Annotated in this window: 13 protein-coding genes; 5 read left to right on the top strand and 8 right to left on the bottom strand. The window is 41.7% G+C overall.

Annotated elements, in window-relative coordinates; all coding sequences use genetic code 11:
• Positions 1–7: 7 nt before the first annotated feature.
• On the bottom strand, positions 8–3,019 hold the full coding sequence (locus tag BM375_RS11130; protein ID WP_093366063.1) for a TAT-variant-translocated molybdopterin oxidoreductase: 3,012 nt from the start codon (positions 3,017–3,019) through the stop codon (positions 8–10).
• Between the two features lie 39 nt (positions 3,020–3,058).
• The gene (locus BM375_RS11135) at positions 3,059–4,342 is read right to left on the bottom strand and encodes a cytochrome c3 family protein (protein WP_093366065.1); all 1,284 of its coding nucleotides are present in this window, start codon (positions 4,340–4,342) and stop codon (positions 3,059–3,061) included.
• 297 nt (positions 4,343–4,639) lie between these two features.
• Between BM375_RS11135 and BM375_RS11140 the strand changes: the two genes are divergently transcribed.
• Positions 4,640–5,134, top strand: a complete 495-nt coding sequence (locus BM375_RS11140; RefSeq protein WP_093366067.1) for a methionine-R-sulfoxide reductase — start codon at positions 4,640–4,642, stop codon at positions 5,132–5,134.
• Here the strand turns inward: BM375_RS11140 and BM375_RS11145 are convergent.
• Positions 5,109–6,128, bottom strand: a complete 1,020-nt coding sequence (locus BM375_RS11145) for a LacI family DNA-binding transcriptional regulator (protein ID WP_093366069.1) — start codon at positions 6,126–6,128, stop codon at positions 5,109–5,111. The genes BM375_RS11140 and BM375_RS11145 overlap by 26 nt on opposite strands.
• Before the next feature lie 529 nt (positions 6,129–6,657).
• Between BM375_RS11145 and BM375_RS11150 the strand changes: the two genes are divergently transcribed.
• Complete coding sequence (locus BM375_RS11150) at positions 6,658–8,898, top strand: GH92 family glycosyl hydrolase (protein ID WP_093366071.1); 2,241 nt, start codon at positions 6,658–6,660, stop codon at positions 8,896–8,898.
• Positions 8,899–9,103: 205 nt separating this feature from the next.
• Positions 9,104–9,433 (top strand): DUF493 family protein, encoded by a 330-nt coding sequence (locus BM375_RS11155; protein ID WP_093366073.1) that lies wholly within the window; start codon positions 9,104–9,106, stop codon positions 9,431–9,433.
• Between the two features lie 37 nt (positions 9,434–9,470).
• Here BM375_RS11155 and BM375_RS11160 read toward each other — a convergent pair whose 3' ends face one another.
• Both BM375_RS11160 and pnp read right to left on the bottom strand, forming a co-directional pair.
• Positions 9,471–10,379 (bottom strand): hypothetical protein, encoded by a 909-nt coding sequence (locus tag BM375_RS11160; RefSeq protein WP_093366075.1) that lies wholly within the window; start codon positions 10,377–10,379, stop codon positions 9,471–9,473.
• An 88-nt stretch (positions 10,380–10,467) separates the two neighbouring features.
• The gene (gene pnp / locus BM375_RS11165; RefSeq protein ID WP_093366141.1) at positions 10,468–12,627 is read right to left on the bottom strand and encodes a polyribonucleotide nucleotidyltransferase; all 2,160 of its coding nucleotides are present in this window, start codon (positions 12,625–12,627) and stop codon (positions 10,468–10,470) included.
• Between the two features lie 177 nt (positions 12,628–12,804).
• Between pnp and BM375_RS11170 the strand changes: the two genes are divergently transcribed.
• On the top strand, positions 12,805–14,583 hold the full coding sequence (locus BM375_RS11170; protein WP_093366077.1) for an aminopeptidase P family protein: 1,779 nt from the start codon (positions 12,805–12,807) through the stop codon (positions 14,581–14,583).
• Positions 14,584–14,652: 69 nt separating this feature from the next.
• Positions 14,653–16,905: a family 20 glycosylhydrolase gene (locus BM375_RS11175; protein ID WP_093366143.1), complete on the top strand. Its 2,253-nt coding sequence runs from the start codon at positions 14,653–14,655 to the stop codon at positions 16,903–16,905.
• 38 nt (positions 16,906–16,943) lie between these two features.
• On the opposite strand, the gene BM375_RS11180 is transcribed toward BM375_RS11175, so the two are convergent.
• The 3 genes from BM375_RS11180 to BM375_RS11190 form a co-directional block, all read right to left on the bottom strand.
• Positions 16,944–17,675, bottom strand: coding sequence for a hypothetical protein (locus tag BM375_RS11180; RefSeq protein ID WP_093366079.1), 732 nt, complete (start codon positions 17,673–17,675; stop codon positions 16,944–16,946).
• A 587-nt stretch (positions 17,676–18,262) separates the two neighbouring features.
• Complete coding sequence (gene bla, locus BM375_RS11185) at positions 18,263–19,015, bottom strand: BlaB/IND/MUS family subclass B1 metallo-beta-lactamase (protein WP_093366145.1); 753 nt, start codon at positions 19,013–19,015, stop codon at positions 18,263–18,265.
• A 69-nt stretch (positions 19,016–19,084) separates the two neighbouring features.
• Positions 19,085–20,848, bottom strand: a complete 1,764-nt coding sequence (locus tag BM375_RS11190) for an alpha-L-fucosidase (protein ID WP_093366081.1) — start codon at positions 20,846–20,848, stop codon at positions 19,085–19,087.
• Positions 20,849–20,914: the final 66 nt, after the last annotated feature.

Here is a 20,914-nt window from a genome sequence, read left to right on the forward strand (position 1 = left end):
AATAAAATTACGCTTCAAATGTATTTCTGACTTTCGTCATGTAGCCAATGTTCGGCTGAACGTTGATTTCCTCTAACACGTAGTAAACACGTTCGTTACGCAATGCTTTTGAAACCTCTGATTCAGGATCGTTAATATCACCGAAGATGATAGCATTTGCTGAACAAGCCTCTTGACAAGCCATTTTTACATCGCCATCTCTCAACTTGCGTTTTTCAATCTTCGCTTCCAATTTACCTGCTTGGATACGCTGTATACACATTGAACATTTCTCCATAACCCCACGAGAACGTGTAGTTACATCTGGATTCAATACCAATTGTGTAAACTCGTTGTTCAAATAGTTGTCGAAACGAGAGTCATTCCAGTAGTTAAACCAGTTGAAACGACGTACTTTATACGGACAGTTGTTCGCACAGTAACGTGTACCAAAACAACGGTTGTAAGCCATGTGATTCAAACCTTCTGAAGAGTGTACTGTCGCCAATACCGGACATACCGTCTCACAAGGAGCGTGATCACAGTGCTGACACAACATCGGCTGGTGAACAACCGTTACATCCTCATAATCGTAATCTGTAGCTTTTGCAATTTCTTTCTCTTTCGTCAACTTGCCTTCGGCAGTCTCTAAAGTATAGTACCGGTCGATACGTAACCAGTGCATCTCACGACGACGACGAACCTCGTCACGTCCTACAACAGGAACGTTGTTCTCCACGTTACAAGCCACAATACAAGAACCACAACCTGTACAAGCGTTCAAGTCGATCGCCATCACCCACTTGTGACCCGGCGCCTCAAACTTGTTCCATAAGTCGTAAGTCTTATGCGAATCTGCAAAGCGTCCTGACTCGGAGTTTGGATCTTTTAAATATTTTGCAAAAGTCGTTTCACGGATAATGTTACGACCTTCGATAGTGTGGTGTGTTTGTGTCTGTGCTAATTCGTAAGTACCACCTGCTTTCGTTACAGAAGCTTTAGCCGCAAACTGTACCGTTCCATTCACAACCTGTGCAAAAGGATAAGCATTTTTACCGACGTTGTTACCCGCTTTACCAACTTTAGTGCGTCCGTAACCTACGGCTACCGACACTGTACCTAAAGCCTGACCAGGTTGAAGAACCACTGGCAATTCTACAGAATAACCATTGGCTTCAACAGTTACTTTACCATTTTCACCTAAGCCTAATTTCTCTGCATCTCTTGGGTTCAACGCAGCATAGTTGTCCCAAGTCACTTTAGAAACTGGATCAGGAAGCTCTTGTAAATACGCATTGTTCGCATAACGGCCATCACGTATAGAAGTTGATTCGTACAGTTTCAATTCAAAATCGCCTGCAATCGCTTTTGCAGCTGTGTTGATAGCTGTTGTTACAGCATTTACATCAACATTTGCCGTGTATGATGAACCTGTTTCGGATCCTTTATAAATAAAACCAGTCTGCAAAACATCTTTCCATGCTTTACCAGTACCTGCAAGGATATTGTTTTCCCAGTTCTGTCTAACAAATTCGTAAATATTAGTGTTATCACCCGCCCAAACCAATAAGCTTTGCTCTGCTTGGCGTGTATTGAACACCGGATTAATTGTTGGTTGTACGACAGTGTAGTATCCTTCTTTAGAAGAAGAGTCACCCCAAGCTTCTAAGAAAGTACAGTTCGGTGCAATCGCATTCAACTCAGAAGCCGTTTCGTCAGCACGATCTGCAAAAGATAAGGTGAAATCAACTTTCGCTAAAGCATTCTGTACATCAGCTGGCTTGAAGTAATCGTAAACAGGGTTGCTGTTCAGGAAGAAAGCCACACCAACTTGTCCAGCGGTTGCATTCGCCAGAAATTGTTGGAAAGCTGCGTCAGAACCTTGATATTGTTTCGAGTAATTATCTAAATCGATGATTGAACCATACGCACCTAACGCGCTATTGACAGCATTTACCAAAGATTGTACGTTCACATCATTAGAACCCGCTACGACAACAGCAGCTCCTCTTGCATTCGTCAATTCTTTAGCGGCCAATGTAATCGCCGTTTGTGCCTTTTTATTGGTAATACCACCCGCCAATGATTGTCCGGTAATTGCGTTGTATAAAGAAATTAACGCAGCACCTTCTTCTGATGGTTTGATAGCAATACGTACATCTGCATTCGTACCAGTCATGCTTAGACCGGATTCAAACTGGATGTGACGTGACATTTTACCATTTTTCAATGATTTGTAGTCACGGTTTTTAATATAATCTTGTGTGTGTTCTTCACCTGCTAACCAAGAACCTAAGAAATCCGCAGCAACCGAAACAACAACATTTGCATTTTGGAAGTGGTAAGAAGGCACCACGGCTTTACCAAAACTTGCTCTGTTTGCTTCAATGATACCGCTATATGATACTGCATCTACCTGTACATGGGTTGTCGTAGGATATTTCTCAGCTAATTTTGCAATGGCAGCCAAAGTTGAAGGACTGTTAACCGAATTGGATACAATAGTAATTTGTTTCCCTGCTGATGCAGCTTTATCCAATGCAGCAATGACAGTAGCATCCAATTTGGTCCAATCTACATCTTTACCACCCACCTGCGGGTTTTGTAACTTGGACATATCGTAAAGATCCAAAACTGATGCAGCTGCCGTAGCATCTGTACCTTGATTCAGACCAATCGAATTAGGGTTGGCAGCAATCGAAATCGGACGTCCCTCACGTGTTCTGACCAATACACTCTGCCCATTGAAAGAAGAAGCATAGAAATTCGGGATACCCGGAGTCACTTCTTCTGGTTTGATAACATAAGGCACAGCCTTATGCACCGGTGTACGATTACAAGCTGCAAGCGTCACAGCTCCTAAACCGAAACCTAAGGCTTTTAAGAAATCACGACGAGGAGTCTTGGTACTTAAGCCTGCTTCATTTAATACATCTTCTACAGGAATAGGCTCGGCAAACTCACCTTTGCTGCTCTCAACGAAAGCAGGTGTTTGTTGCAATTCTTCCAAACCTTTCCAATATTTTTTATTGCTATCCATTTAAGCTGTATATAAGATTGCGTATTCCTAAATTAACTATTAATAGTGACATTTACCACATTCCAGACCACCGATCATGGCTGCAGTCATTTTCTCACCTTTTTTCAATTTCTCGTGCGCTTCGATCAACTGATCGTAGTATGCGTTATTTACGTCTACTTCGGTCTCACGGTGACAATCCACACACCATTTCATTGTAAGTGGAGAATATTGATAAACTTCCTCCATATTTTCTATCGGACCGTGACAAGTTTGACACTCTACTCCCGCAACAGTTACGTGTTGTGAGTGGTTGAAATATGCAAAGTCAGGTAAATTATGAATTCTAACCCACTGAATAGGTTTTGGATTATTACCGTACTCTTTCGTCTCAGGGTTAAAGTCCACTGCTTTGTAAATCTTCGCAATTTCTGGAGAAACAGCACCATCATAATGATCCGATGCAGTCACCGTGTTGTGACAGTTCATACAAACGTTAGCCGATGGAATCGAAGCATTTTTCGATTTGTAAGCACCGCCATGACAGTATTGACACTCGATTTGATTAACACCAGCATGGATTTGGTGCGAGAATTTAATTGGCTGAACCGGTTGATACCCTGTGTGAACGCCTACGTTCCACATCGTATTCCACCCTAAAACACCTAAGAAAGCAACCAAGCCCAATACAGCGAACCCAACCAGCTTCTTATTCTGTACAAAAGCCTTAGCAAACTTCGCAACACTGCTTTCCTGATAAACTTCGTTTTTAGCTTGCGCTGCTTCAATCGCTGCTTGATTTGCCGCAATAACTTTCTCCAAAGAGCGAATAACGCGGTTCAAAACAACAATTACCACCACCGCTAATACAACGATAGCAATCAAGCCCACAATCATCAACGTGTTGGCATCATTGGAAGCTCCACCGCCAGCAGCTCCAGCATCGCCTGTCACCGCTTTTTCAGCCAATTTCACTTCTTCTGCCCCAACATAAGCGATGATGTCACGAATGTCGTCCTCAGAAAGGTTAGCGTAAGATGCCATCATCGTTGGATACTGACCTTTCAACTCAACCGCAATCGGGTCTCCAGAATCCACCATTCCCTGCGGATTATGTATCCACTTGATAATCCAAGCCTCTTCCCTTCTCTCAGCCAAACCAGCCAAATCTGGACCGGTTAACTTCTTCCCAATAGCGTGACAAGACTGACAAGCGTTAGCTTTAAAAAGCGCAGCACCATTAGCAGCATCTTGCGCACGAGACATCGTAACGGCAAACAACAACATCAGACCAACAGACATTGTCTTTGCAAGTTTTCCCAAAACGGATGAGATATTTCTCATATTTAGCACTTTATACTATTTATTTATGATATAAAAACTTTTAAAATTCGTTGTTATAGGAGCCTACCCCCCCTATACAATGCACAAAAGTATAACTATTTAAGTAATCAGTGACAATTTAATGACGCAAATTGTCAATTTAAAACCATTCTAAATAGTAGTTAATATTTGTTAAATTTCATTATTTTTAGAGACAGTATTTTTGGCCCTCTTCCAACCAAAACCTTATCAAATTTAAATTGTTTTTCTGATAAAAAGAACCCAACTTTGAATATATATTATAAATAAGGTGTCGGCATGCAAATTAGAGCACTATCCATTTTACTGGTGAGTTGTGGGTTAATTGCCTTTTCGTGCCAACAAAAGGCTACAGATGCCGTGCACACGTCAAGAAACAAGCAAAAAATCATTACCAACATGAGCGATAGTAATAAATACAACGAACTTAGCCCAGAAGAGGAATACATTATCTTACATAAGGGCACTGAGCGCCCTTTTACCGGGGCCTTACTGAACAACAAAGCTGCAGGCACCTATATCTGCAAACGCTGCGACGCTCCGTTGTATCTATCAAAAGACAAATTCGAATCACACTGCGGATGGCCGAGCTTTGACGATGAAATCCCGGGAGCAGTGCGCAAAGAAACAGATGCCGATGGTAGACGGACAGAAATCCTATGCGCCAAGTGTGGAGGTCACCTTGGTCATGTATTCGAAGGGGAAGGTTTCACAGCGAAGAACACACGTCATTGCGTCAATTCACTGTCTATGAAATTTGTTCCGGCAGAGTAACAATCGATGATTCCCTGATGATCAACTCACAGGGAATTGTTATTTTACGCAGTTCTTTTGACCGCCCTGCTATATCCGCCACCAATGTCTGGATGAGTTCTTTTGTAAGTTGTTCTATGTTTTGGGACACAACCGTTATTGAGGGATCATGCAATTTGAAAAGCGTATGTTCATCAAAAGCGGCCATCCTTGGCAGCGGTATACGATGTTCTTTTAAAGCTTTCAGCCCACTTACTGCCAGATAGTTTGTTGAAAAAAGTACCGCATCCATTTTATTATCCACGATAAATTCTAGTATCTGATCTTTAGCATCCTGCTCTGGAGCACCTAGTTGCAGTTTTTTGATATAAGACTGCAACTGAAATTCATCCATTGCCTGCATATAACCCTCCAAGCGATCACGCATCTGCGTCTGGTTAGAATAGAGCGAAATAAGCCCTACTCGCTTGTTTTCATTTTCCAGCAAGTGCTTAGTAGCTTCATATGCCCCTTTTTTATTGTCCGAAACGACATAATGGGTATCCACCGTAGGGATATATCGGTCAAATAGTACAACAGGGATATTATTTTGACGAATATTCGCAATAGTATCTTCCAATCCCTCCGAAGGTGTAATGATAAAACCGTCCACCTGACGGTCCATAAACATCTGAATCAATTCCTTTGCTTTCTGACCGTCATTATTCATGCTACAATAGATAATATGATAGCCCGCATCATAAGCCTGACGCTCTATATATTTAGCAACATTGGAAAAGAAAGGATTGGCGATATCCTCAACCAGCAGTCCCAAAATCTTTGTTTGCCCAGTCCTCAGGCTTTTGGCTAATTGATTAGGCTTATATCCTACTTTTTTGACATAATCCAACACGCGCTTCGTCATCGCATCGCTTATGCGTTTCTCCTTGGCCTTATCATTCAAAATAAAGGATACCGTTGTCACTGAAATCCCTAAGGCTTTCGCTATATCGCTAATCAATACACGTTTTTTCATTCCAATACATTGTATAAGCCCAATCTACTAAAAAAAATTAGCAAATCGTTTAATTAATGCTAAAATTCAGAATAAATGCATCAAAATTTGTTTTTAACAAGAGTCGTGTTGAGGGGAAATGGAGTTTTTTTGTTAGACAGTTTTTTTATGTCGCTCAGGCCGCCTAAAGCTTTTGCTTTGGCATCAAGATTAAGTGTACCTGCATTATTATCCTCTCCCCAGCCCTCTCCAAAGGAGAGGGAGCGTATAGTTTGCTACCTGTCTAACTGTCAAGGAAACTAATTGGTTTCCCTCTCCTTGGGAGAGGGATTAAGGGTGAGGACTATAACAAAAAGTTTTTTGATAACTAATGCCCTGTCCCGGCGAGGGACGGAAAGGCTGTGGGATGGGAAGAATCGACACATTGTCAAAAGAAATCCTCCCTTTGTTTTAAGCATAGAAATAAGATACATTTGTCCTGTCTTCTAAAAGGTTTTTTACCTACATATCCTCCTTTTTTAGTAATATTATCTTTTTAAGAATAAAGAATATGAAAAATAACAAAATATGGACTCTGGGTACCTTGGCTGTTGCATTGACTTCGGCCACGTTACCTTCATCTGCCCAACATCTTACCAAACATGTCGACACCTTTATCGGCACAGGCGGTCACGGCCACACCTATCCAGGAGCAACTCTTCCATTCTCCTTAGTTCAACTTAGCCCGGACAACGGCAAGAGCGGTTGGGACTGGGTTAGTGGTTATCACATTTCTTCCGATTCTATTGCCGGCTTTAGCCACATGCACCTTAGCGGAACCGGAATCGGTGATTGGTTAGACATCGCCATTATGCCGCTCAAGCAGCCTGTACTTTCGGAAAAGACTGATGTAAAACAGAAATTCTCACGTGATAACGAAAGTGCCAAACCCGGCTATTACCAGGTAACACTGGGAAACGGCATCAAAGCCGAACTAACCTCTACCGAGCGTGTTGGTTTTCATCAATACCACTTCCCTGCTGACACCGAAACACCAACTATCCGTGTTGATCTGAAACACGAATACAACTGGGATAAAGCCACCAACTGTTATTTACACCAGGTGAACGATACTACTTTGGTTGGTCTGCGCCAATCCAAAGGCTGGGCAAATAAGCAACATGTTTATTTTGCCATCACGACTTCGCAACCTATTGCCAAAGTACACATGGTAACCCCGACAGGACACCATAATGACAAGGAAGCTACAGGCGCATGGGTTATCGGAAATCTTGAATTTAAGAAAACCGACAAGATACAGCTAAAGGTAGCTTTATCGACCACAGACAGTAACAAAGCTTTATTAGCTTTGAACGAAATTCTGGATTGGAATTTTGCACGGGTGGAAACCGAAGCGGAAAAGAAATGGGAAAAAGAACTTGCTAAAATTCAAATTGAAACAAGCGACGAACGCTTAAAAACCATATTTTACTCGGCCCTGTACCACACAGCCATTGCCCCTACCCTGTACTCGGATGCGGATGGGGAATACAAAAACTACAAAGGCGAACGCAAAACCATGGCTAATGGCGGACAGCGATACACCTTCTTCTCCCTATGGGATACTTTCAGAGCATTGAAACCATTGTTCACCATTACACAGCCCGAAAAATACACAGACATCTTAAACAGCATGCTTGCTTTTTACGATGAAAACGGGTTATTGCCTGTTTGGGATTTGAGTACTTTTGAGACCAACACCATGACAGGCTACCATGCCGTTCCGGTATTAGCAGATGCTGTGCTTAAAGAATGGCCAGGATTGGACGCAGAGCGGGCATACCAGGCTATGCGCAAAAGTGCTTTTCAGGAAATCCGGGAGGTTCCTGCCTATATTGAGTATGGCTACGTGCCACAAGACGTGAATGGAGGCTCCGTTACCAAGACCTTAGAATATGCCTTTGATGATTATTGTATTGCTATGGTCGCACAAAAGCTGGGCAAAAAGGAAGACTATGCACTTTTCTTAAAACGTGCTAAAAACTATATTAATCATTTTGACCCAAACAGCGGCTTTATGCGTGCGAAATACAAAAACGGAAAATTTGTTGAACCTTTCGATCCGTTCTATTCGGAACATGAATTCGACAAAAGCCAATACATTGAAGGCAATGCTTGGCAACACTCCTTCTACGTACCGCACGATATTCGCGGGTTGGACAAATTGTTCCCGGAAAAAGATGGATTGGACAAAATGTTGGACACTCTCTTTGCTGCTCCGTCATACATGACCGGTGAAAACCAATCCCCTGATGCCAGTGGGTTTATCGGGCAATATGCACATGGTAATGAACCAAGCCACCATATTGCTTATATGTACACCTATATCGGCAAACCGTGGAAAACGCAAGAAAAAATTCGTTTCATCGTTGACTCGATGTACCATGAGCGCCCGGATGGCTATGCCGGAAATGAGGATGCCGGTCAGATGAGCGCATGGGCTGTATGGTCAATGATGGGATTATATCCGGTAGCACCAGTAGGTGGTGAATATGTCTTCGGAAGCCCTGTATTAGATAAAGCCAATATCAGCATGCCTAATGGCAAAACCTTTACCATCATAGCGCGCAATAACTCGACTAAAAACATATACGTAAAGGCAATCACATTGAACGGAAAACCGTATAACAAGATGTACATCAGACATGAGGATATGCTCAAAGGCGGAGAACTTGTCTTTGAAATGTCTGATAAGCCAAATAAAGAATTAGGACAAAAACGAGAGAGCTGGCCTACTTCCATGGAGAATTAAAGCTATACAACCTTTGTCATACCGAACGCAGTAAAGTAGCTGTACGTTAGGGGTTGAACATTCTCAGACTGAAATGACATCGTTTACAAATTCCTCCAAAGTCGGAATGACAAGGTTTTACTATGGGGGATGAAGCATAACAAAGGCTTACATAATATTGACTGGTACACTTCTTGCAATCCAATGAGTATAAGGAGAAAAAAGAATGGCAGATATAAACAACATCAATATTCAGGACATTCCCAACAACGAAGGGAATACACCTACTGATTTTTATGACAACTTTCGTGTAAAGCTCAACGAAATTGAACAATTTCCGTCGCTTTATACATTCAAATTTATTGTAAAAGCGGATTCAGACAAGCTTGAGCTTGTTAAAAACGTATTTGAACACGCAAGCTCTAAATTTTCGGAAAAGGAATCTTCGGGAGGAAAATACAAATCCATAACTGTAGAAACTTTTGTCAATAACGCTGAAGACGTAATTGATTATTACAAGAAAGTTTCTAAGATCGAATCCGTGATTATGTTATAAAACAATAAAGGCTGTCAGTTTGACAGCCTTTATTGTTTTATCTTTTAAAGGTAGAAATAGAATACATGCCGCTGAGCGGTTTTCTTTCAAACAGACCCTCAAAACATTTCATCGTTAATTCATCATCTTTCAAAAGCCCATGTTCTTTGTAATAACTAAGTGGTAGCTTTCTATCGTAAAAAAAGTGCGCATCTTCTCTGTAAAAAGATTGCACCCCTCCTCTAAACGAAGCACCACAAACCCTATTTTCATCAAAACTTACAGACACAAAATCTTCAGCACCGATATAATCTATTTTGATATCTCCCGCATTGCCCACAACCTCAAAAACGTGACTTGAATACATTAATGCAGAAGCGATACCATACCATAACCCAGGACGATGCATTTCTTCTCTATCCGCAAAAAAATTACTAAAAGCCTTTTCTAACATAGGATTCGTACCAATAGTAACTAACAAATTCGAAGGTCGTTTAGTGTCAAAAAATAAAACAATGGTATCTCTAAAACTCATTGAGGATAAATTCTCTTTGAGATAGTCTTTAGCTCTACTCATAAAAGCATTCGGACCACCTCTAAAATCACCATAGTACTCATGATACCCACCAAAAGCAAACAAACTCCCACCAAAAGACACATCTACCTCAACAGTATCTAAAGATGGGTGTTTGCTAATATAAACATCGTAGTATACCGAATCTTTAAAACTCGGACTGTCCCGAAGATAAACATCCCAATCACCATTCCGCCATTGTTCTAACCCAACAACCTTGCGATTTACCCTATAGACACTCCGAAACCGAATAGAATCCGGAATTCCAACTTTATTAAATTCGGTCTGCAATTTAATCGCTAAGGTATCCAAAGCATCAAGATGAAAAGTCTGCCCTCGGGAAGCATTTCCCAAGAAAAACAGCAAAACAAAAATGAACCAATGTGTTTTCATATATAAACTAAGATGACAAAGGAAATCTTATTCCATAAAAAAGACCTGTTGTTAACAGGTCTTTTTCTGATATAAATCTAAAACAATACTATCCTTGCGGAGCATCTTGTTTTGGTTTGTCTTCTCTTGGAGGACGAGGCAACAATACTTTGCGAGATAGCTTAAGCTTACCTTGTTTGTCAACCTCTAACAATTTAACGGTTACCATATCACCTTCTTTCAACACGCCGTCCATTGTTTCCAGACGTCTCCATTCGATTTCAGAGATGTGCAATAGACCATCTTTGCCTGGCATAATTTCCACAAATGCACCAAACGGCATAATGGATTTCACTTTACCTTCATAAATCTCACCAACTTCAGGTTTCGCAGCAATAGCTTTGATACGTGAAACGGCAGCATCGATGGACTCTTTATTGTCAGCAAAGATTTGAACTACACCTTTGTTATCCACTTCTTCGATAGAAATCGTTGAACCGGTTTCACGTTGCATCTCTTGGATAATTTTACCACCTGGTCCGATCACTGCACCGATAAATTCTTTATCGATAGTCAAAGAAACAATACGCGGTGCGTGTGGTTTGTAATCTTCACGTGGAGCAGAGATCGTTTTCTTCATCTCATTCAAGATATGTAAACGAGCCTCTTTCGCTTGATCCAAAGCTTGGGTCAACACTTCCCATTTTAGACCATTGATTTTTAAGTCCATCTGACAAGCTACGATACCATTTTCTGTACCAGTAACTTTAAAGTCCATATCACCTAAGTGGTCTTCATCACCCAAGATATCAGAAAGAATAGCGTATTTACCTGTTTTCTCATCCGTGATTAAGCCCATCGCGATACCAGATACCGGTGCTTTCAATTTCACCCCTGCATCCAACAATGCCAATGTACCTGCACAAACAGTAGCCATGGAAGAAGAACCATTTGATTCCAAGATGTCAGAAACCACACGAATGGTGTATGGATTTTCCCCATCAGCAGGCAATACTTGCTTCAAAGAACGCATCGCCAAGTTACCATGCCCAACTTCACGACGACCAGGACCACGGTTTGGTCTTACCTCACCTGTCGAAAAAGCAGGGAAGTTGTAGTGAAGGATAAACTTGTTGTATCCATGGATGAAAGCTCCGTCAATCATCTGCTCATCGTCTTTCGCTCCTAAGGTAACAGAAGTCAATGACTGGGTTTCACCACGTGTGAATACAGCCGAACCATGCGCCGCAGGAAGGTAATCAACCTCAGACCAAATCTGGCGCACTGTACGTACATCACGACCGTCTAAACGAATCCCTTCATCCAACACCAAGTTTCTCACTGCATCATACTGCACATCGTGGAAATATTTTTTAGCCAAGAATGCTGTTTCTTCGTCTATTTCTTCACCCAGCGTTACAAAGAATTCTTCACCGATAGCGGCAAATTTTTCTGTACGCTCATGTTTCGTAGAACCGGATTTTGCTACGGCATATACTTTATCATAAGTTGCTGCAAAAATAGCTTCACGCAATTCTAGGTTAGATGGCTCATGGTTGAATTCACGTTTTACGTTAGAACCTACCAAATTAGCCAATTCTACCTGCGCAGCAACTTGTTTTTTGATAGCATCATGTGCAAAAGCAATTGCTTCTACCATTTCAGCTTCCGAAATCTCTTTAGACTCCCCTTCTACCATCACGATATCCTGTGCAGAACCTGCTACGATATATTCCAATGTAGCGTTTGCTAATTCAGACATGCGTGGGTTGATTACCAACTGTCCATCAATCTTTGCCACACGAACCTCAGAAATAGGACCGTTGAAAGGAATGTCCGACACCGCCAAAGCAGCGGAAGCAGCCAAACCTGCCAAAGCATCCGGCATAATATCTTTATCCGCAGAAATCAAGGAGATCATCACTTGCGTATCTGCATGATATGTTTCAGGGAATAATGGACGCAAAGCTCTGTCCACCAAACGTGAAATCAACACTTCGTAGTCTGATAGTCTGGCTTCACGACGAAGAAATCCGCCGGGGATACGACCTGCCGCCGCATATTTTTCTTGGTAATCTACAGAAAGTGGAAGAAAATCCACTCCTGGTTTTGCCTCTTTTGCGGATACCACTGTCGCTAACAACATGGTATCACCTTGTTTCAACACCACAGAACCATCAGCCTGTTTAGCCAATTTGCCTGTAGACAATTCGATTGGGGCTAAACTTCCGCCCAGTTCAATTGTTACTTTTTTTTCGTTATAACTCATTTTGTTTTCATTAGGGTGCATTTTTCCTCTTTTCTAGCTTCTCTGAATGCACCGATTTTTTTATGACCTTTAAAATCTCGCACAAAGTTAATTATAAAAAATTTAAAAACGATGAGGATTTAAAAGGGGTTTTCAAGCCATATTTTCTAACTTGCAGGCTGAATTGCAGGAGAAAAGATGACACATTTAGAGAAATTAGCAGCTATTCGTTTAAAGATGAGCGAAAGGGGCATAGACGGATATATCATTCCTTCATCCGACCCACATATCAGTGAATACCTTCCTGAACGGTACAAATGTATTGCGTGGACTTCAGGTTTTACAGGATCAGCGGGAACGTTGGTAATCACACAGGATTTTGCAGGTCTTTGGACAGACTCACGTTATTTTGTACAGGCGAATGAACAGCTTGCAGGAACAGGATTTGAGCTGGTAAAATTGAAAGTGCAAGGTGTTGCAGAATATGCAACGTGGCTGGCTAAGACATTACCAAAAGGATCCACAGTTGCATTCGATGGAAACCTTGCTTCTGTGGCAGTAGCACAGTCTGTAAAGGAGAACCTGTTGCCACTAGGTGTTGTTGTCGACGGACATGTAGATTTGTTGGAGGAGCTTTGGAACGATCGTCCGGCTCTGCCACAACAACCAGCCTATCTATTGGATGAAAAAGCAACCGGCGAATCCACAAGCAGCAAGTTGGGTAAAATCCATGCACAACTGAAAGAAAAACATGTACAGGCACACCTTATTTCCTCACTTGATGACTTATCCTGGGTATTGAATATCCGCGGAGGAGATGTGAAGTGCAACCCAGTAGTATTAGGCTTTCTGCTGATTGAAGGAGCAAATAATACATTATTTATTGATGCCGAAAAGCTTTCTGAACAAGATAGGACATCATTACAAGCGTCCCAAGTGTCCCTAGCCCCTTATGAAGAAGCTACGGAGGCAATTCGTTCTTTACAAGTTGACAATATCCTATTGGACACCAAACGTACTTGTTTTGCCATGTACGATGCTGTGCCGACTGCTGTAAAAATTGTTGAGGGCATGAACCCTTCAACGTTGTTGAAAGCCGTAAAAAATAGTGTAGAGATCGAACATACACGACACGCTATGATAAAAGATGGTGTCGCGATGACGAAATTCTTTAAATGGATAGAGGAAGAAGTTCCACATGGAAAGCTGACGGAAATCGCTATTGCGGATAAGCTGCAAGCGATACGTGCTGAAGGTGAAGGCTTCGTGGATATTTCGTTTGATACCATTGCCGGTTATCTGGAACATGGGGCCTTGCCGCACTATAAGGCAACGGAAGAAAGTAATGCAAAATTAAAGGCTGAAGGCCTTCTATTGGTGGATTCAGGAGGACAATACCGAGATGGCACGACAGATATCACCCGCGTTGTTTCTTTGGGCACGCCTACAGCGGAAGAGAAAGCAGATTATACATTCGTGTTGAAAGGTACAATTGAAGGCAGTATGGCGGTTTTCCCGAAAGGAACCCGAGGCTACCAAATCGATGCTATTACACGCCGCCCATTATGGGAAACCTTGCGTAACTATGGACATGGTACAGGACATGGTGTAGGCTTCTTCTTAAACGTGCATGAAGGACCGCATGTTTTTAACCCTTCCGCGATCGATATTGCTATTGAAGAAGGGATGATTACTTCCATCGAACCGGGATTGTACCGCGAAGGACAATACGGTATCCGCATCGAAAATCTGGTATTGAGCAAAACTCTAGAATCCAATCAGTTTGGCGAATTTATGGATTTTGAAACATTGACGATATGCTACATCGCTACCGATTTGGTGGATAAGCAATTGTTGGATCAGAAACATATCGATTGGTTGAACAACTACAATGCCTGGGTATTCGAAAAGCTGTCTTCCCACCTAACAGCCGATGAAGCAGCTTGGTTGAAAGAGAAAACAAAGAGTATTGCGTAATGAGTATTGCGTATTGAGATGTTAGATTTTTCACAATTCGCATATCTCAAATCGCAAAAAAAACATAACATGAAGAAATTAGCATTTGGGGCATTAGTATGCCTCTCTTTAAAGACCTTCACAGGACAAGCCCAAGAGGCTCTGATTCCACAGCCTCAAGAGATGACTGTGGGAAAAGGCACGTTTTCACTGGGCAAGAACCTTTCTATTTTAAAAGATGCTGCTTTCCCGGAGATGACCTATCTACAAAAGCACATCGAAGCTATCACAGGCAAAAATGTAAAAACGCAAGCTCAAAAGGCAGCAATCCGCTACCGTTTGAATCCAACACTTGTAGCTAATCCGGAAGCGTACAATTTAAAGATCGATGATACAGGTATTGAAATTACAGCTTCATCGAATCATGGTATCTTTTATGGAATGCAGACCTTGTTACAACTTATTGAGGAGCACAAATCGGATTTGAGGTTACCTCATCTTCATATTTCCGATCAACCTAAGTTTGCTTATCGGGGGATGCACCTGGACGTATGTCGTCATTTCTTCACGGTGGATGAAGTAAAAAATTACTTGGACTACCTTGCGGCCTATAAGATCAATAAATTTCATTGGCACTTGACAGACGACCAAGGTTGGCGCATAGAAATCAAATCACATCCGAAACTAACTGAAATCGGCGCTTTTCGTAAGCCTATAGCGTTTGGTGATGAGGAAAGTGGTCGAATTACCGAAAAAGGCTATGGTGGATTCTATACACAGGAGGAAATAAAGGATGTCGTGGCTTATGCACAGAAACTGCATATCGAGATTATTCCCGAGATTGAAATGCCCGGCCATGCACAGGCAGCTTTGGCGGCTTATCCGGAACTATCCTGTACAGGTGGTCCGTTCGAGGTTGGAACAGTATGGGGCGTGATTGAGGATATCTTCTGTCCAAAGGAAGAGACTTTCGCGCTTTTGGAAGATGTAATTGACGAAGTTATCCCTCTTTTCCCGAGCCAATATATCCATATCGGGGGTGATGAAGCCCCTAAGAAACGTTGGGAAGCTTGTCCCCATTGTCAGGAACTCATCAAAAAAGAGGGTCTTAAAGGTGAACATGAGCTTCAGAGCTATTTCATTACCCGAATGGAAAAATACATTAATGGTAAAGGCAAAAAAATAATCGGGTGGGATGAAATCTTAGAGGGTGGTCTAGCCCCAAATGCCACAGTGATGAGCTGGACAGGTATACAGGGTGGAATTGAAGCGGCAAAATCTGGACATGATGCAATTATGACGCCTGCCTCACATGTGTATTTCGATTATTACCAAGGAAATCCGGAAACAGAACCTGCTGCATTTAATGCACAGATACGCCTGGAAAAAGTATATAGCTACGATCCTATTCCTCAGGAGTTAACTTCTGAACAAAGTAAACACATCTTAGGTGCACAGGCCAATATGTGGACAGAATACATTCCTACTTTTAAACAGGTACAACACATGTTGTTTCCACGTTTGATGGCTTTATCGGAAGTGACTTGGGGTACATCCAATCCGGAAGATTATAAAGGATTTGAAAAACGTGTCGTGCAACATTTCAAAATTTTGGATCGTAAAGGTATCAATTATAGCAAAGCCATACATGAAGTTATCGGTCGGATAAAACATGTGGATGGTATCGTTGCTTATGAGCTGTCCACTGCGAAGGATCCTCAAGGTATTCGTTACACGGTAGACGGTACGGAACCTACGGTTTCTTCTTTACCTTATATAAAACCGATAGCCATTGATAAATCGCTTATCATTAAGAGCGCATATTTTGAAGATGGCAAACAGATCAGCGCAACGACCACCAAAGAGTTTGTGCACTCCAAATCGACCGGTAAATCAATCACACTGGAATCCCAACCTAATGAAGCTTATTCCCGCGGTGGTGCTGCTATCTTAGTGGATGGCGTTTTCGGTTCGAAGAACTATCATCAGGAAAACTGGTTAGGCTTCAACAAAGGAGATATGGTCGCTACGATCGACTTCGGTACGGCAACAGATATTTCTTCCGTCCTGGTTTCTGCAATGGAAAGCACAGGCAGCTGGATACACTATCCGACTGAAATCAATATTTATGTGTCAAACGATAACCAGAATTTCCGTTTGGTAAAATCGGTAGATAGGGCTCTTGTTTTAGAAGCGAAAGGTAACCCACAAATAGCCATAGGGCAAGAGAAGACTCGCTACCTAAAGGTAGAAGCGAAGCGCCCTCGGGAAATCCCAGCCGGAAATCCTGGAGCTGGCTTGGATGCGGCTTACATCTTTATCGATGAGATAACGGTAAATTAAAGCGAAAGGGAGTTGCGAAAAGCAACTCCCTTTTTTGATTAAACAAAACCTCCAATAATCGCTGCGGGATGTAATTCTTTTGTGTTGCGCACAAAATTTCGGTTTCCCATTTTATCGCTGTATATTATGTTTAGACCTACTAAGATTATATCTACCTGTTGTTTTGGGATGTCAAAAATAAGTTGCTGTTCGGGAATGACTTCCTCTTGTCCTTGGCCTGTATAGATCTCTATTTCTTGGGTTCCAAGAGGAAGGAATGCCCCATAAGTAAAACCAATGGTTTCTACTTGTATGGTGACATAATAGCAGTCTTTTGGAATATAGAGATGCTGGTATCGTTGGAAAGCCGGAAAATGTACAGATACCTGCTTATCATTGCTTATGCTTAGAATGGGATCGACATACATATAATCATGCAGGTGACAATTCCTATTGAACTGGAAACCAATTAGCCTATTTAAGTTACCGGATTCTATTGTATTTAAACCCGGACGGGGTTTGGGCGTAGACCTCATGACACGTCGGATATGTTGTATCAAACGGTTGTGCATTTTATCATCATGCAACTGCATATGGGTGTTAACAAATGCCTGTCTGAGAAGTGCTCCCATGGAGCTGCTATAACCGAAATCCTCCGCTGCAGCTTTGGTTGATTTCGATTGCTTAATCTTACGTCCCGGTTTAGTCTGTACAACTTGCTGATTGCCGACCTTGCGATTGACCAAGTTCCCAACTTGGCCCCTCAAAAATCCATTTTTTACGATAGCCATAGCATAAAATTAGAAATTTATAGTGCTGAAAAACAAGTTTTTGTGAATTTTTACCAATATGAAAACCGGTGTTCGACAAGGCATTGCAAAATTGAAAATCAAAAGTGGACTTGTTTTATGAAAATGGCAATGTATGGAAGGTATAGAAACCCTTCGACACTTCTTCGAAGAGTCTTCGGTACTGCTTTAGGATAGCTTCGGCTTAGGTTCGGTAATGCTTATGGGTGCGACCGAGGTTCCCGTGCTGTTCTTACCCCGTATGTCCATGTTAATACTCGGAGTCAACACGGACTCACCTCGGACTTACCATGGACTCATCTACTCCCTGTCTCGAACCATTCCCGAAGCAGTCTCAAAGATAAGTCAACAAGATAACGAGCTCTCTTAGGGCTAAGATAAGAATAAATTTGTTTCCTTATAGATAGGGGTTTTTAATAAAACCTATTGTGCGTTATAAAATAAAAAGCCCCTTATTGTCACTCTGAGGCTTCGACAAGCTCAGTATGACAAAAAGACTTGAGAATGTACAAAACAACACATTAATAAATTGTTCAGAAGTAAGGCAAGAAATTTCTATTAATCTGCGTTTAATTTTTAGACTGATCTTTTTCTAAAAGCTGTAGTGTATTATCAATATGCTGTTTGGAAGTTTTCCAATCATCATGACCGGGAATAACGAGGTTGATTTCAGGATAATGAGCGAGTAACCTTGCTAAAGAAGGTTTCCATTCTTCGACTTTTCCATCACCTGTAAAACCAAGATTTTTGGCATCAGCACTTTTGATAAAACATCCACCATCAAGAATCCTATATTCAGGAAACCAAACTACGGTATTATCTAAGGAATGTCCAGGGCCAAAGAAATTAAACACAAAAGTTTCTTCACCTATAGTATAAATTGTGTCTTCTTCAATAATATACATTGCCATGGGTTTTCCGTTTTGTTGGAGCAGATGATTGGTGCGGGCTGTTGCATAAGTAGGAATACCTATTTCATTATAATAGCCAAAACCTCCGGCACGATCTTCATGCCAATGCGTGGCATAAACACCAATTACAGGTAAGCCATGCCTATTTTGGATACTGTCCAAAAGAGGTTGATATTGTGAAGCATCCCACGGTGTATCAAACAGTATTACTCCTTCATTGGTGATAAGGTACAATGCATTTGCAGAAACTTTCGTTCCATTATACTCATTGTAGGTTGTGAAGAGATAAAGCTTATCGTTAAGCTGTTCAATCTGCAAAGATTTTTCTTGAGCCAAGGCAGATAAAGCATTCACAACAATAAACAGGATTAGACTTATGATCTTGGAAAAGATTTGCTGTTTTTTCTTCATATTGTGTTTTGATTTTTTAATATGCTTCCGAAATATTAGAAACTTCGGAAGCATATAGGCCACAGGAGGCTATTCCTCTTTTTTCTCTATCCAAATATGGTTTAACCACAGTTGTTGCTTTCCTTCTGATTGCAATTCGACTGTGTATTTCCCCGCTTTGTCTACAGTAATTTCACCAATAGGACTGTCGACAAATTCGTCGGTATAATTATTCTCATTGGGTTCTGCTACGACCTTTCCGTTTGGAGCAATAGCAGCTTGTAGTTTTTGATTGTCTATTTTAAGGATTACCGCAACAGCAGCTTCTTCAGGATTATGCCCTGACAAATCTACGCTATAGGTTCCTGCTGCAGGAAGATATACCTCCCAGATTACTTTATTATCGGTTGTTTTCGTATAGGCAGGTCGCGTTCTGTCGGCTTTGACGAGTTGCAATTCGGATTTGTTCACAGCATTTTGACCGGTAAGGGAAAAGCCTCCGAAAGTAGATTCGGCCACAATGGAAGACACTGTTTCTATATCATCGTATGTAAGTCGGATAATTGAAACGAATGGATCAGGCTGCTGTTGGGGCAATTGGATGTGCGTTAGTGGTCCATATTGCTCAACAGAAAGTGTTTCATTTCCTGCTGTAGAAAGCAATTCGGCTTTTTGTGGTTTGCTATTGATGCCAGACACACGCAATTTGCCGTCTAAAGGCCAATTGAACACATGTAGGTATACAGTATTGCTTTTTCTGTCTTTGGTAATTTTACCCCAATCGTGTTGGTTGAGATTAAGTCCAGTATTGTTATACAATGCTTCACCATAATTATTTAACCATTGTCCTATGTCATTCAATCGGCTAATGCTTTCATAAGGAACAGCTCCATTGGCACGAGGGCCAATATTCAGCGTGAAGCCCCCATTAAGTGCTACGTTGCTTATTAGCGATTCAAAAAGTTGACCACTGGATTTCCAGTTTTTTTCTTGACCGCTATATCCCCAAGAATGGGCAATAGTGCCCGGGGTTTCCCAAGGGTGGTCAACATAGCTTGTACCAAATTGGTTGTCGCCTAAGGTTTCAAAATCTACATATTTGGCGTCCGTTGGTAAGCCCAGTCGTGAGTTAATCAGGCAATTGGGCTGTAGTTCACGGATGAGTGCTACTGCTTGTTCCAGCTGTTCTCTTTTAAAAATGGTTTTCTCGTAAGGGATCCACATATCGAACCACATGATGGCGATGTCGCCGTAATTCGTTAACAATTCACGCATCTGCGGGATGGCTTTCTCCTGCCAATATTGATTGAATTGTTCGTCCGTTACGTAACCTGTGAGTTCTTGGTTGTGATCCCATGCGTATGGATGCTCCCAGTCGAGCCAATGGGAATAGTAGAACCCCAACTTCATATCGTGCTTACGGCAAGCTTCCGCAATTTCTTTAATGACATCCCGGTTCGTTCCTGACAACTTAGGCAGAGAATAATCACCAACCTTGGTATCCCAAAGTGCTACACCATCGTGATGCTTGGAGGTGATGATGATGTATTTCATACCCGACTTCTTGGCTAGTAATACCCATTCCTCGGGATTGATTTTGTCCCAAACGAAGCGTTTTGCCAATTCACCATATTCTTCTTTGGAGATACGATTGCGGTAACGAATCCACTCTGCATAGTTGTTTGCATAGCGTAACTTCTCTCCTTTCCACAGTCCTTCGGCAGCACTGTACAATCCCCAATGTATGAACATACCGTAGCGGGCCTCTTCAAACCATTCGGTGCGAGGGGATTGGGCTTTTATAAACGAAATGGAGAATAAGTATATGATTAATAGAAATAGACCCTTTTTCATGATATGAATGGATTTAGTGTTTATGTTGTGTCCTTAATAATATTTTGAACTTTTGTCTTTTTACGA

The organism is Sphingobacterium wenxiniae (assembly GCF_900116225.1).
Taxonomy (GTDB): domain Bacteria; phylum Bacteroidota; class Bacteroidia; order Sphingobacteriales; family Sphingobacteriaceae; genus Sphingobacterium; species Sphingobacterium wenxiniae.